At 68.0% G+C, this 12,393-nt stretch carries 14 protein-coding genes; 12 read left to right on the top strand and 2 right to left on the bottom strand.

The genetic code is table 11. From position 1 onward, the window contains the following. Positions 1-60: 60 nt before the first annotated feature. From EV645_RS18365 to EV645_RS18355, 3 genes are read left to right on the top strand one after another with little or no spacing between them, the layout of a single operon-like run. Positions 61-1,200 (top strand): WD40/YVTN/BNR-like repeat-containing protein, encoded by a 1,140-nt coding sequence (locus EV645_RS18365; RefSeq protein WP_130445099.1) that lies wholly within the window; start codon positions 61-63, stop codon positions 1,198-1,200. A gap of 25 nt (positions 1,201-1,225) precedes the next feature. After that, positions 1,226-3,115, top strand: a complete 1,890-nt coding sequence (locus tag EV645_RS18360; RefSeq protein ID WP_198681680.1) for a putative Ig domain-containing protein — start codon at positions 1,226-1,228, stop codon at positions 3,113-3,115. A gap of 9 nt (positions 3,116-3,124) precedes the next feature. Continuing rightward, positions 3,125-4,120, top strand: a complete 996-nt coding sequence (locus EV645_RS18355) for a hydroxyacid dehydrogenase (RefSeq protein WP_130445097.1) — start codon at positions 3,125-3,127, stop codon at positions 4,118-4,120. Here the strand turns inward: EV645_RS18355 and aroQ are convergent. Beyond that, complete coding sequence (gene aroQ / locus EV645_RS18350) at positions 4,117-4,722, bottom strand: gamma subclass chorismate mutase AroQ (RefSeq protein ID WP_198681679.1); 606 nt, start codon at positions 4,720-4,722, stop codon at positions 4,117-4,119. The two genes, EV645_RS18355 and aroQ, sit on opposite strands and share 4 nt — an antisense overlap. A gap of 159 nt (positions 4,723-4,881) precedes the next feature. Between aroQ and EV645_RS18345 the strand changes: the two genes are divergently transcribed. The 8 genes from EV645_RS18345 to EV645_RS18305 all read left to right on the top strand — a co-directional run bounded on the left by EV645_RS18345 (position 4,882) and on the right by EV645_RS18305 (position 10,613). Further along, entirely contained in the window at positions 4,882-5,544 is a 663-nt protein-coding gene (locus tag EV645_RS18345) for a fasciclin domain-containing protein (RefSeq protein WP_130445095.1), read from the top strand. Positions 5,545-5,589: 45 nt separating this feature from the next. Beyond that, positions 5,590-6,147, top strand: coding sequence for an ECF RNA polymerase sigma factor SigK (gene sigK, locus EV645_RS18340; protein ID WP_130445094.1), 558 nt, complete (start codon positions 5,590-5,592; stop codon positions 6,145-6,147). Beyond that, entirely contained in the window at positions 6,144-6,863 is a 720-nt protein-coding gene (locus EV645_RS18335; RefSeq protein WP_130445093.1) for an anti-sigma factor, read from the top strand. The genes sigK and EV645_RS18335 overlap by 4 nt, the downstream gene beginning before the upstream one ends. A 151-nt stretch (positions 6,864-7,014) precedes the next feature. After that, a complete protein-coding gene (locus tag EV645_RS43180; RefSeq protein WP_277877050.1) occupies positions 7,015-7,143 on the top strand; it encodes a hypothetical protein in 129 nt (42 codons plus the stop codon). A gap of 127 nt (positions 7,144-7,270) precedes the next feature. Continuing rightward, positions 7,271-8,605, top strand: a complete 1,335-nt coding sequence (locus EV645_RS18320; protein ID WP_242000495.1) for a DHA2 family efflux MFS transporter permease subunit — start codon at positions 7,271-7,273, stop codon at positions 8,603-8,605. Continuing rightward, positions 8,605-9,552 carry a sigma-70 family RNA polymerase sigma factor gene (locus EV645_RS18315; RefSeq protein WP_130445091.1) on the top strand — a complete coding sequence of 316 codons (948 nt, stop codon included), beginning with the start codon at positions 8,605-8,607 and terminating at the stop codon, positions 9,550-9,552. Before EV645_RS18320 ends, EV645_RS18315 begins: the two co-directional genes overlap by 1 nt. Before the next feature lie 5 nt (positions 9,553-9,557). Further along, entirely contained in the window at positions 9,558-10,313 is a 756-nt protein-coding gene (locus tag EV645_RS18310) for an isocitrate lyase/PEP mutase family protein (RefSeq protein WP_130445090.1), read from the top strand. Between the two features lie 84 nt (positions 10,314-10,397). Continuing rightward, positions 10,398-10,613 carry an antitoxin gene (locus tag EV645_RS18305; RefSeq protein WP_130445089.1) on the top strand — a complete coding sequence of 72 codons (216 nt, stop codon included), beginning with the start codon at positions 10,398-10,400 and terminating at the stop codon, positions 10,611-10,613. A gap of 46 nt (positions 10,614-10,659) precedes the next feature. Here the strand turns inward: EV645_RS18305 and EV645_RS18300 are convergent, their stop codons facing one another. Next, positions 10,660-11,496 carry a class I SAM-dependent methyltransferase gene (locus EV645_RS18300; RefSeq protein WP_242000494.1) on the bottom strand — a complete coding sequence of 279 codons (837 nt, stop codon included), beginning with the start codon at positions 11,494-11,496 and terminating at the stop codon, positions 10,660-10,662. A gap of 63 nt (positions 11,497-11,559) precedes the next feature. On the opposite strand from EV645_RS18300, the gene EV645_RS18295 reads away from it, so the two are divergent. After that, on the top strand, positions 11,560-12,324 hold the full coding sequence (locus tag EV645_RS18295; RefSeq protein WP_130445088.1) for a maleate cis-trans isomerase family protein: 765 nt from the start codon (positions 11,560-11,562) through the stop codon (positions 12,322-12,324). Positions 12,325-12,393 lie beyond the last annotated feature (69 nt).

Genomic DNA, 12,393 nt, shown 5'->3' with positions numbered 1-12,393 from the left:
AATCGCGAGATCTGGGCTTAGCGTGTCCGAGGAAAACGTCGTCTGTCCGAGGAGTGAACTGTGCGTCTGCATGCTGGCCGCAAGACGATCGCGCTGGTCGGCGCTGTCGTCAGCGCGCTTCTGGTCGGCTCCGGAGCCGACGTCGCGACCGCCGATCCGACCGAGCCCGCGTTCGCTCCGCAGTCGATCGTCTGGCCGACCCAGACCGACGGCTACGTGCTCGGCGGCGTCGCCTGCGGTACTGAAAACGGTACTGCGACCTGTCCGGCCGAGGTGCTCGCCACGCACAACGGCGGCAAGACCTGGACCACTGCCGGCCGCACCCACAACGGGCTCGCGAAGAGCGGCGAGCCGGGCCTGACCAGTCTGCAGTTCGCCAACGCGAAGTTCGGTTGGGCGTACGACCCGTACCTCGAGGTCACCAAGGACGGCGGCAAGACCTGGACGCAGGTCCCGGTGCCCGGCGGTGACGCCAAGATCCTCAACCTGCTCGCAGCTCACGACGGCACCTACGTCATCACGTCAGGCTGCGAGATCGGCACCGGCATCTGCGACGACCGCCCGCTGAAGGTCTGGCGCGCACCCGCCGGCAAGTCCACCGGCTGGAAGCAGCTCGACGTCCAGGTCGCCGCAGACGATCACGTCGCCATGGACGCCGAAGGGTCGACGGTCTACTTCCTGGCCGCGCCGTTCGTCGGCCCCGGCCGCCTGTCCACGATCCGCAACGGCTCGGTCCGGCCGACGAGTACGGTCACCTGCGCCGACGCCGAGGACGCCACGATGACCGACCTCGCAACCAACGGGCCGGGCCGCGTCTACGTCCTCTGCATGGCGAACTTCGGCCGCGGCCACTCCGACAAGACCCTCCTGGTCTCCGGCGACGGCGGCAAGACCTTCCGGTACGACGCGATTCCCGGCGGGCTCGGCCTGGCCGGCCAACTGTCGGTCGGGCCGGACGGAGCGGTCATGCTGTCCACGCTCACCGCGAGCCTCGTCTACAACCGTCCGACGCTGTCGAAGTCGTGGCGCATCGACCAGGAATGGCTCGAGAACAGCGAGCACATCCACGACCTGGTCCAGCAGAACGGTACGACGGCGTGGGTCGTCGAGCGCGATGCGGCGTACACCCAGAACACGCAGCTCTGGGTGAGCCATGACGCCGGCGCGAGCTGGCAGCAGACCACTCTCGTCCCGGCGTGACGCCGATCCACTCAGGAGTACAACTGTGATCTCACTGCGCCGGTTGGCCATCCCGCTCGCTCTGCTCCTCGTCGCCGGTTCGACGACGGCGGCGGCCGCGGATACCCAAGAACCGCCGAAGGTTGTCGCGAGCTGCGACCAGAACGTCAAACCCGGCGAATACACCTGCTTCGCGCAGCGGCGCGCCGACCTGGGCTTCCGCGCCAAGGCGTTGGGGGGAGCCCCGGCCGGCTACGGTCCGTCCGACCTGCAGTCGGCGTACAAGTTGCCTTCAGCAACGGCGGGCCAAGGGCAACGGGTCTACATCGTCGACGCGTACGACGACCCGACCGCCGAGGCCGACCTGGCGGTCTACCGCAAGCAGTTTGGTATACCAGCGTGCACGACCGCGAACGGCTGCTTCCAGAAGCTGAACCAGGACGGGCTGCCCAGTCCGCTGCCCGCTCCGTCGCGTTCGTGGTCAGGTGAGATCTCGCTCGACCTCGACATGGTGTCCGCGATCTGCCCCAACTGCGGCATCACGCTGATCGAGTCGAACTCCCCGAGCGACGACCTGCTCAAGGCGGTGAAGACCGCGAACGAGCTGGGCGCGAAGTTCGTCTCGCTGAGCTGGGGCGGACCGGAGTCGTCCGACCTGGCCGAACTCGACAAGACGTACTTCAACCCACGCGGTGTCGTGTACGCGGCGTCCACCGGTGACTACGACTACGACGCCGGCGTCTCCTACCCCGCCAGCTCCGCGGCCACGACCGCGATCGGCGGTACGACGCTGACCAAGGACGACTCGTCCCGCGGCTGGACCGAGACGGTCTGGAACAACGGACCCGGCCAAGGCACCGGATCCGGCTGCTCGAGCGCGATCGCCAAGCCGAGCTGGCAGTCGGTGATCCCGGCAACGACCTGCGCGAAGCGCGCGATCGCAGACGTCTCCGCGGTCGCCGATCCGGCCAACGGTGTCGCGGTATACCAAACCACCGGCGGCTCCGGCTGGGCCGTGTACGGCGGAACCAGCGCGGCCGCCCCCGTCATCGCCGCCACCTACGCACTTGCCGGTGACCCCGCTCCGGACTCCCCTCCGGCCGGATACCCGTACGGGGCCACCGGCAACCTCAACGATGTTGTCGAAGGCAACAACGGCGAATGCACCCCGGCCCCGCTGTGCACGGCGCAGCCCGGCTGGGACGGTCCCACCGGCCTCGGTACGCCGATCGGCACCCGCGCCCTGACCTCGCCGACCAAGGCCAACCGGATCACGGTCACCGCACCGACCCAGCAGTTCAACGCGGCCGGCGATGTCGTCGTACTGCGAGCACGCGCGACGGACTCGAGCCACGGCCTGGTGAGGTTCTCGGCGACCGGTCTGCCCGCCGGACTCCGGATCGACGCGCTGAGCGGGATCATCTACGGACGGCCGACCGTGCCCGGGACTTATTCGGTGACGGTTACAGGAACCGATTCCACCAAGGCGCGCGGCAACACCGTGATCAGCTGGGTTGTGAGCACCCGGAAGAACGCCGTGGTCAACGGTGACTTCGAGTCCGGCACCGGCGGCTGGACCGAGACTCCGGACGTGATCCGGGCCGACAGCCAGTACAGCCACAACGGGCTCGGATACGCCTGGCTCGGCGGGACCGGTACGACGCACACCGACTCGCTGAGCCAGCCGGTGAGCGTCCCCTCGTTCGGGCATCCGACGCTGCGGTTCGCCCTGCGGGTCGCCGGTGGCGATGACGCGCTCCAGCTGACCGTTGACGGTCACGTGGTGAAGACCTTCAACCGGAGTACGACGTCGTACGCGATGCAGTCGGTCGACCTCACGCCGTACCGGGGCAAGACCGTTACGCTGGACTGGACCAGCACGGAGAACGAAGGTGCGCCGACGACGTTCCTGCTCGACGACGTCTCGGTGAACTAGAATTCGGCCATGGCCGAAAAGCTACGGATAGTGCTGGCGGCGACGCCGTCGTTCCGCGACATGGTGTTCGGGGCGACGAGCGTCGCGTGGCTGGAGGCGCTCGGGGACGTCGTCGTACTCGATGATCCCGGGGACGCGACGGCGCTGACGGCGGCGTTGCCCGGGGCCGACGTACTGATCACGTCGTGGGGTGCGACGCCGTTGACCGCGGAGGTGCTGGATCACGCGGATCGGTTGCGGTTGATCGCGCACAGTGCCTCGTCGGTGAAGCATTTCGTCACCGACGAGGTGTTCCGGCGTGGACTGCGGATCACACAGGCGGGGCAGGCGATGGCGGAGCCGGTGGCCGAGGTGTCGCTCGCGTTCACGTTGAGCCTGCTGCACCGGATCCAGCGCTTCGACCACCAGATGCACGACGGTGCCTGGCGGGACGCCGCGCCGCCGCAGCACGGGCTCACGTCATCGCGGATCGGCGTGGTCGGGGCGTCGCGGACCGGCGTCGAGTACATCCGGATGCTGGTCGCGCTCGGCGCGGAGGTCGTCGTCTACGACCCGTATCTGACCGACGATCGCGCGGCCCAGCTCGGCGTACGTCGGAGCACGCTGGACGACCTGCTCCGGACCAGCAGTGTCGTCGCCCTGCACGCGCCGACCCTGCCCGAGACCCACCACATGATCGGCGCCCGAGAGCTCGCCCTCATGCCCGACGGCTCATCCCTGGTCAACACCGCCCGCTCCTGGCTGATCGACTCGCCCGCGCTCCTCGCCGAACTTCGAACGGGCCGGATCGACGCAGCGCTGGATGTGTTCGACGAGGAGCCGCTGCCGGCCGACAGCCCGTACCGGACCCTTGCCAACGTCCTACTGACCCCGCATCAGGCGGCGGCGACCGTCGAGTGCTACCTCGAGATGGGCGAGATCACCGCCGCCGAGATCGAGCGCTTCGCAGTGGGCGAGCCGCTCGAGTACGAGCTCACCGAAGCCGCGCTCGCTCGTATGGGCTAACAGACGGTCGCCGAGGCCGTCCGCACGGCCTGGCGATGCAGCGCGTCCAGGTGGTGGCGGATCTCGCCGGTCGCGATCGACACGACGAGCGAGATGTCGCAGCGGAGGCCTGTCTGGCGAAGGTGGTCGACGCGTACCAACTCGGCCAGCAGCTGGGTGGTCAGCGCGTCGAGCTTCTCGCGGATCACATTGAGGTCGGGACCGCTGGTCGGAGCCTTGTCCGGGTGGGCGGCCCAGTACGCCAGCAGGCCGCGCTGGACGACCTTGCTCGCATCGATCTGCGCCTGGAAGAACGCCGCGGTCGAGTCCGGGTCGATACCCAGCTGAACCGCGGACTGACGAACCGAGTCGAGGATCTGCTGCTCGCGGACCGGATCGTCGACCGGCTTGCCGCTGAAGTACTTCGACGCCGCGACGTCGTCACCGATCACGATCCGCTGGATCATCAGCTCGGTCAGCCCGTCGAACGTCGCCGCCCTCGTTGCAGCCTCGTGAACGGCCGGCGCGGCCGGCACGGTCGTCGCATTCGCGGTCGGCGCAAGCAGCGCGAACCCGCCGACCGTGCTCGCGGCCACGGCTCCGGTGATCAGCTTTCGCAGCACGTTTGTTCCACCCTCTCCAGTGACAGTCCAGGACGGCTCGCGACCATACGCCGCACCGGGTGCACGCTTGTTCACTTTCACGAATCTCGAACCCATCCGGCCTGCGAGCGGCTCCGAAGTACCGGTGTCAGCCAACCTCGTCAGGAAAGAGATGACGTCATGTCCAAGCACCTCACCCGCGCAGGTCTCGCCCTCAGCGCGCTGGCACTCGCCGTGACCGCGTCCGCCTGTGGTGGTTCCGACGACAGCAGCAGCTCCGCCGGTGCGCCGGCCAGCTCCGCCAGTACGCCGTCCGCGAGCACGACCCCGTCGATGAGCGAAGCGGCGACCGCCATGGTCGGCCCGGGCTGCGCCGCCTACGCGAAGGCCAACCCGAGCGGCGCCGGCTCGATCGACGGTATGGCAGCCGCCCCGGTGGCCACCGCCGCCTCGGGCAACCCGCTGCTGACGACCCTGGTCGCGGCCGTCTCCGGCAAGCTCAACCCGAAGGTCGACCTGGTCTCCACGCTCAACGGCGGCGAGTTCACCGTCTTCGCCCCGGTCGACACGGCCTTCGCGAAGATCCCGGCCGCGACCGTGAACACGCTCAAGAGCAACGATGCGCTGCTGACCAAGATCCTCACGTACCACGTGGTCGCCGGTCAGCTCGACCCGTCCGCGGTCGTCGGCACCCACCCGACCGTGGAGAAGCAGAACGTCACGGTCACCGGCTCGGGCGACAGCCTGAAGGTGAACGGTGCGAACGTGATCTGCGGCGGCGTACGGACCGCGAACGCTACGGTGTACCTGATCGACTCCGTACTGATGCCCCCGGCAAGCTGACCCGTGAACGAACCCACCGCGCTTCCCTGGCCCGTCGGATCGCCCATGCGATCCGACGGTGACCTCCTCGCGCTCACCGCGACCGGTGACACGGCCGCGTTCAGCGCCCTCTACGACCGGGTCGCTCCCTGGGTGTTCGGCCTGGTACGCCGGATCCTGCGCAACCCGGCCCAGTCGGAAGAGGTCACGCAGGAGGTCATGATCGACGTCTGGCGCACGGCCACCAGGTACGACGCCGACCGCGGCTCGGCGCACTCGTGGATCCTCACGATCGCGCACCGCCGGGCGGTCGACCGGGTGCGCTCCGAGCAGGCCGCGGCGGACCGGACCGACCTGGCCGGCGCCCGGTCCGCCGAGGTCGACTTCGACCAGGTCGCGGACACCGTCAGCACGCGCCTCGAGGCAGAGCAGGTACGGCGCTGCCTCGGGGCGCTGACCGATCTGCAGCGTGAGTCGATCGAGCTGGCGTACTACAACGGTTACACGTACCCGGAGGTGGCCCAGCAACTCGGCGCCAAGCTTCCGACCATCAAGGCGAGAATGCGCGACGGCCTGATCCGCCTCCGCGACTGCCTCGGCACCACGGAGGGGCAAGGGTCATGACGGATCCCGACGTACACACCCTGACCGGCCCGTACGTTCTCGACGCACTGCCGTCCGACGAACGCACGCGTTTCGAGGCGCACCTCACCGAGTGCACGTTCTGCACCACGGAGGTCGCCGAACTGCGACAGGCCGCGGTCAAGCTCGCCACTCAGGTCTCGACCCCACCGCCCCCCGCGCTCAAGGCGAACGTGATGGCCGCGATCGAAGACGTTCGCCAGCTACCCCCGCAGGTGCCAGTTGCCGCGTCGACGCCGAAGCCTCAACGCTTCGCCCGGCGCTCGGTGCTCGCCCTGGCCGCGGCGGCACTAGCGGTCGCAGCCGCCGGCGGGGTCGCGATCGATCAGTACCAGGACCGGTCCGCGGCAGAACGCGCCAACCAGCAGATGGCGGCAGTACTGGCCCAGCCCGACGCCCGCACCGTCCACGGCACGGTTGAAGGCGGCGGCCAAGCCACAGTCGTCCTGTCCACAAGGGCCGACAAGTCGGTCGTCGTACTCCGCGATCTCCCGAGACTCCCCAAGAACCGCATCTGGCAACTCTGGATGATGGACCCAGCCAACAAGGCCACCTCGATCGGCCTCTCTACCGGCGACATCACCCAACTCGTCAACGGCTCCACCACCGGAATGGCAACCTTCGGCCTGACCGTAGAACCCAAAGGCGGCTCCCGCACCCCAACACTCCCCGCCGCGGCCGTAGTCCCACTGGCATAAGGAGAAGACACAAGAAAAGAAGAGTGGGTATCCGCTGCCGTTGTGCCTTCTCTGCTGGTGTGCGGGCAGAGAAGGCACAACTCGCGGGGTTATCCGCTCGTGTTGTCGTAGCCGGACGGCGGAGGGCGAGCGGCTCGAGGCTGTCGGCACGGTGATCAAGGCGGGGCGGACGCTGACGATCTGCAAGCTCGAGGTGTTCGGGGTCGCGGGTGATCGCCGGACGCTGGTTGCTGTCGGTCAGCAGACGCTGATCCAGGTCGAGGCCCGGCCCGAGCGCTGAAAACTTGTTCTCATCGCAGCGATGAGTTCGACCCCTGCCGCCGGTCTGTACTGGTGTGAAGCAATCTTCTGCACGAATGACAGGTCAACAACGATGGGTTCTAGGGCTGACCTCCTTGGGGTCGGTCATGGTCGCGTTGGACACCCTCGTGGTCGCTGCTGCCCTGACCACGATCCGGAGCGACCTCGGCGCGTCCGCCGAGCAGCTCGAATGGACGGTCAACGCCTATGGGTTGAGTTTTGCGATGCTTCTGATGACGGCCGCCGCGATCGGCGACCGTCTGGGCCGGCGGCGTATGTACGCCGCTGGGCTGGCTTTGTTCACCGCAGCGTCTATCGCGTGCGCGCTGGCCACGACGCTGCCGCTCCTGATCGCGGCCCGGGCCGTGCAGGGTGTCGGCGCGGCGATGGTGATGCCGTTGGCGATGGGCCTGCTCGGTGCGGCGTTCCCGCCCGAGCGACGCGGTCAGGCGATCGGCGTGTTCAGCGGCGTGACCGGTATCGCCGTACTCGGTGGACCGCTGATCGGCGGCGCGGTGACCGAAGGGCTGTCGTGGCAGTGGATCTTCTGGATCAACGTGCCGATCGGCGTGGTCGCGATCGCGTTGGTGCTGGCGAAGATCCCGGAAAGCACCGGGCCCGCGCGGCGGTTGGACCTGATCGGCGCGGTGCTGATCAGCCTCGCCGTACTCGGGCTGGTCTGGGGCACGGTCCGCGGCGAGTCGGCGGACTGGACGAGTGCCGAAGTACTCACGGCGTTCGCGATCGGGGTCGTGATGCTGGTGGCGTTCGGGTTGTGGGAACGGCGGACCGACCACGCGATGGTGCCGCTGGCGTTCTTCCGCAACCGGACCTTCACGGCGTCGAACTCGGCCGGCTTCTTCCTCACCGCTGCGCTGATCAGCGCAGTCTTCTTCCTGTCGCAGTACATGCAGGCCGAGCTCGGATCGGCGCCGTTCAAGGCCGGACTCCAACTGCTGCCGTGGACGGCGACGTTGTTCATCGTCGGGCCGATCGCCGGCCGGCTGGTCGATCGCATCGGTGAGCGTCCGCTGGTCATCATCGGTATGGCGTTGCAAACGATCGGCATGCTTTGGCTGAGCCGAGGCGCCGATCAGTACTACGAACTCGTCGCCCCGCTGATGATCTGCGGCTGCGGGATCTCGTTGGCGATGCCTGCGGCGCAGAGCGCGGCGATGTCGTCGCTACCGCGAGAAGCCGTCGGAATCGCGTCCGGCATCTACAGCATGAACCGTCAGCTCGGCGGCGCGGCCGGGGTCGCCGTACTCGGGTCCGTCTTCACGGCGGCCGGCGGCTACACGGGTAACGGATTCGAGCGGGCGCTCGCGGGCGGCGGCGTACTGTCGTTGCTCGGCGCGCTCTCGGGCTTCGCGATCGCGGCGCGGCGACGTCGGACCGGAACCGATGACCGGGTCGACGACTTGGTGGTGGAAGGAGTCTGATGAACCTCGAGGAGGAGTTCGCACAGCACCGGGGCGGGCTGGTGGCGCACTGCTACCGAATGCTCGGCTCGCTGCACGACGCCGAGGACGCGGTCCAGGAGACGTACCTGCGCGCCTGGCGGGGTCATGCGGACTTCGAGCACCGTTCGACGATCCGCACCTGGCTGTACCGGATCGCCACGAACGTGTGCCTGAACCTCCTGCAGCACAGCAGCCGGCGGGTCGTCCCGTCGGCGCTGGGTGCCCCGGGCAACGACCCGGAGGACCTGCACGCGCAAGCGCTCGAGGTGCCGTGGCTGGAACCGTTCCCGGATCAGTTGCTCGGGGCGGATCCGGCCACGGTGGTCGGCGACCGCCAGAGCTTGCGTCTGGCAATGGTTGCGGCGATGCAGCATCTCCCGCCGCGGCAACGTGCAGTACTGATCCTGCGCGAAGTGCTCACCTGGCCGGCTGCGGACGTCGCATCGTTGCTCGACACAACTACCGCCGCCGTGAACAGTTCGCTGCAGCGGGCGCGCGCCGAGCTCGCCCGGCTGAAGCCTCGTGAGGACGAACTGCGAGAGCCGCCCGAGCCGTTGCGGCGGGCTCTGCTCGACCAGTTCCAGGCGGCGATGGAGAGCAAGGATCTCGTCGTACTGGAAGGGCTGTTCACCGAGGACGCGCAGTGGGAGATGCCGCCGATCCCGACCTGGTTCAGCGGGCGTGCCGACGTACTGCGGTTGCTCGACTCGAAGCTGCGGCCCGGTCCGGATCAACGGGTCCTGGTCGAGACCTCGGCGAACGGTCAGCCTGCGTTCGCGCTCTACATCCGCGGCACCGACGACCAGTACCACGCGCACTCGATCAAGGCGCTGACGGTGACTTCCGCGGGCATCTCGTCGGTGCTCGGCTTCCACCAACCTGCTTTGTTTCCGGCCTTCGGGCTGCCTCTGATCCACAGGAGCTGATTTCGATGTCATTGGCAACTACTCTGCGGGAGCTGCACGTTCCCGGTACTCCGCTCGTCGTACCGAACGCCTGGGACGCGGCGTCGGCGCGGGTCATCGAGGCGGCCGGTTTCGGCGCGGTCGCCACCAGCAGCAACGCCACGGCGGCGATCCTCGGGTACGACGACGGTGAGCACGCGCCGGTCGACGACGTACTCGCCGCTGCGACGCACATCGCGCGCTCGGTGTCCGTGCCGGTCACGGTCGACTTCGAACGCGGGTACCGGCTGGCACCTGCCGAACTGGTCGAACGCTTCCTCGCCACCGGCGCCGTCGGCCTCAACCTCGAGGACTCCGATCCGGCGACCGGAGAGATGGTCGATCCGGCCGAGCAGGCCGACTTCCTCGCCGCGGTTCGGGCCGCGGCCGGCGATGCACTCGTCATCAACGCCCGGATCGATGCCTTCATCCGCAAGGCCGGTTCGGCGGAGGAACAGTTACAGACCGCGCTCGATCGCGCGGACCGCTATCTCGCCGCCGGCGCCGATTGTGTGTACCCGATCGGGGCCGGCGAACTCGACCTGATCAGCACGCTGACGACGCAGATCGACGGCCCGGTGAACGTCGCGTACGGGCAAGGCGCACACTCGATCGCCGACTACACAGCCCGAGGAGTGGCCCGGATCAGCTTCGGCCCGATGTTCCAGCGGCACCTGTACGGCGTGTTCGCGGGCGCCGTACTGCCCGCGCTGCAAGCCGACCGGAATCCGTTTGCCGGTTGATCACCCCTTGTGTGGGATCCCCACGATCGGGTAATAACGGCGGTGGTAGGACAAGGCAACCATCGATAGAAACGGGGAAAGACGATGGGCATGTTCGACAACATGAAGGACAAGGCCGCCGATCTCGTCAACGAGCACGGTGAGCAGGTCGGCGAAGGCCTCGACAAGGCCGGCGACTTCGTCGACGAGAAGACCGGCGGCAAGTACGGCGACAAGATCGACCAAGGCACGGATCTCGCCAAGGACCAACTGGACAACCTCGACGGCGAGAACGACGACATCCCGGACGACCAGTCCTGACGAACCCGGTCCGTTCGAGGGGGATTCATCCCCCTCGAACGGCGGGTCAGCGCCAGACGACGGCTTCGATCTCGCGGCGCTGTTCGGAGAACAGGCCGTTGTCGGCGGCCTTCGTCAATAGCTCGCGCAGGTCCGCCTCGAAGGCGGGCAGCTGCACGCCGAGCTGATGCGGCGTCGAGCTCGACAGCGAGAACACCGCGGCGACGACATCGTCCACGGTGCGCTCCTCGATTTCGTTGCCACCGACGACTACCCGCGTCGGCCCGCGGTACCCGGCGGCGCGCATCACCGTCTCCTCCCCCGGACGCGTCCCGGCGGGCAACACGCTCTTGCCGGCACGCCGTACCGGACCGAGGTAGCGCGCCACCAGTCCCTCGATCGCCTTCCACGGCGGGCGCGGATGCGGCAGATCGTCCGCTCCGTCGAGCCCACGATGGGTGGTCGCACCCACATGGACCCACGCACCGTCGGGCTCGAGCATGCTGCGCACCCGGTCCGCGACCAGCGCCTGATCCATCCAGTGGAACGACTGCGCGAACGACACCACCCGGAACGTCCCGAGCTCCCCCGGCAGCTCTTCCGCGCGCATCTGCTGCCATTTCACAGTGCTCAACTTCTGCTCAGCAGCCCGCGACGCAGCCACCTCGACCATCTCACCGTCCGCATCCAGCCCGACCGCTTCCGCGAAGTACGGCGCCAACAGCAACGTCAGCGAACCCGGACCACAGCCGACGTCCAGCAACCGCCCGCGACCGTCCAGTCCCAGCGCGTCCCTGATCGCCTCGCCCAACGCCACCGGGTAAGCCATCCGCCCCACCGCGTAGTGCCGAGCACTCCCGGCATACAAGCTCGCATCCCACTGCCAGTCCCAGTCGTTGTCCACCGGCCGAGGCTACCGACCGCGCCGAACGAGGCGCACACTCTTTATGGGGGAAGGAGGGGGCTCATGTGGTCATCGGACGGATGGGATGTGCGCACCCGGCTCGGAGTACTGATACCGCACGGCGACGTAGGACCCGAGTCAGAACTGCAGGCCATGGCACCGGACGGTGTCTGCATCCACTCGGCCCGAGTTCCGTTCGGCGCGATGGCGGCCGGCGGAGCGATGGATCCGACGATCCCGCTGGCACCCGTACAGGCCTTCGTCGAACCACCCGCGATCGACGACGCCACGGCTCTGCTGGCCGCCGCACCGATCAATGCCATCGGCATCGGCTTCACCAGTTCGTCGTACGTCGGCGGGCCTGACGGCGAACGCAAGGTAGTCGATCGCTTGACTGAACGCGCCGGTATGCCGGTTGTGGCTCCGTGTGCAGCCGCTGTCGCCGGGCTCGGTGCGCTAGGCATCGATCGCATCGCGTTGTTCGACCCACCGTGGTTCGACGCCGAACTGGACCGCTACGGAGCGGAGTACTTCCGGTCCCAAGGCCTGGAAGTCGTCAGCCACGCATCCTGCGAACTACCGAGCAACCAACGCAGCATCAACCCTTCGGAACTCTTCACCTGGATCGTCCGGCACACCCCCGCAGACGCACATGCGGTCTTCATCGGAGGCAACGGCTTCCGTGCCGTCGGCGTCATCGCCGCCCTGGAAGAGGATCTGCGGATTCCGGTGGTGACAGCGAACTCCGCACTGCTCTGGGGCCTGCTCCAAGCTGCTCGTAGCGCAGCGCGCCCGACCGCCTACGGCCAACTCTTCGCAGTGATGTAGGCAACGACACTCAGCGAACACTCAGCTGGTGGGCAGAAACGCCGGAAGGGGTGCATTTGAAGGGATTTG

Origin of the sequence: Kribbella rubisoli, from assembly GCF_004217145.1 — a bacterium.
In the GTDB taxonomy this organism is placed as follows: Bacteria; Actinomycetota; Actinomycetes; order Propionibacteriales; family Kribbellaceae; genus Kribbella; species Kribbella rubisoli.
This window is presented reverse-complemented; position numbering and strand designations above follow the sequence as displayed.

What these genes read in the sequence shown, in the direction of transcription:
- EV645_RS18355 (WP_130445097.1), top strand. Translation starts at nt 3,125, where the DNA reads ATGGCCGAAAAGCTACGGATAGTGCTGGCGGCGACGCCGTCGTTCCGC.
- EV645_RS18315 (WP_130445091.1), top strand. Translation starts at nt 8,605, where the DNA reads ATGAACCTCGAGGAGGAGTTCGCACAGCACCGGGGCGGGCTGGTGGCG.
- EV645_RS18295 (WP_130445088.1), top strand. Translation starts at nt 11,560, where the DNA reads ATGTGGTCATCGGACGGATGGGATGTGCGCACCCGGCTCGGAGTACTG.
- sigK (WP_130445094.1), top strand. Translation starts at nt 5,590, where the DNA reads ATGCGATCCGACGGTGACCTCCTCGCGCTCACCGCGACCGGTGACACG.
- EV645_RS18305 (WP_130445089.1), top strand. Translation starts at nt 10,398, where the DNA reads ATGGGCATGTTCGACAACATGAAGGACAAGGCCGCCGATCTCGTCAAC.
- EV645_RS18320 (WP_242000495.1), top strand. Translation starts at nt 7,271, where the DNA reads ATGGTCGCGTTGGACACCCTCGTGGTCGCTGCTGCCCTGACCACGATC.
- EV645_RS18310 (WP_130445090.1), top strand. Translation starts at nt 9,558, where the DNA reads ATGTCATTGGCAACTACTCTGCGGGAGCTGCACGTTCCCGGTACTCCG.
- EV645_RS18345 (WP_130445095.1), top strand. Translation starts at nt 4,882, where the DNA reads ATGTCCAAGCACCTCACCCGCGCAGGTCTCGCCCTCAGCGCGCTGGCA.
- EV645_RS18335 (WP_130445093.1), top strand. Translation starts at nt 6,144, where the DNA reads ATGACGGATCCCGACGTACACACCCTGACCGGCCCGTACGTTCTCGAC.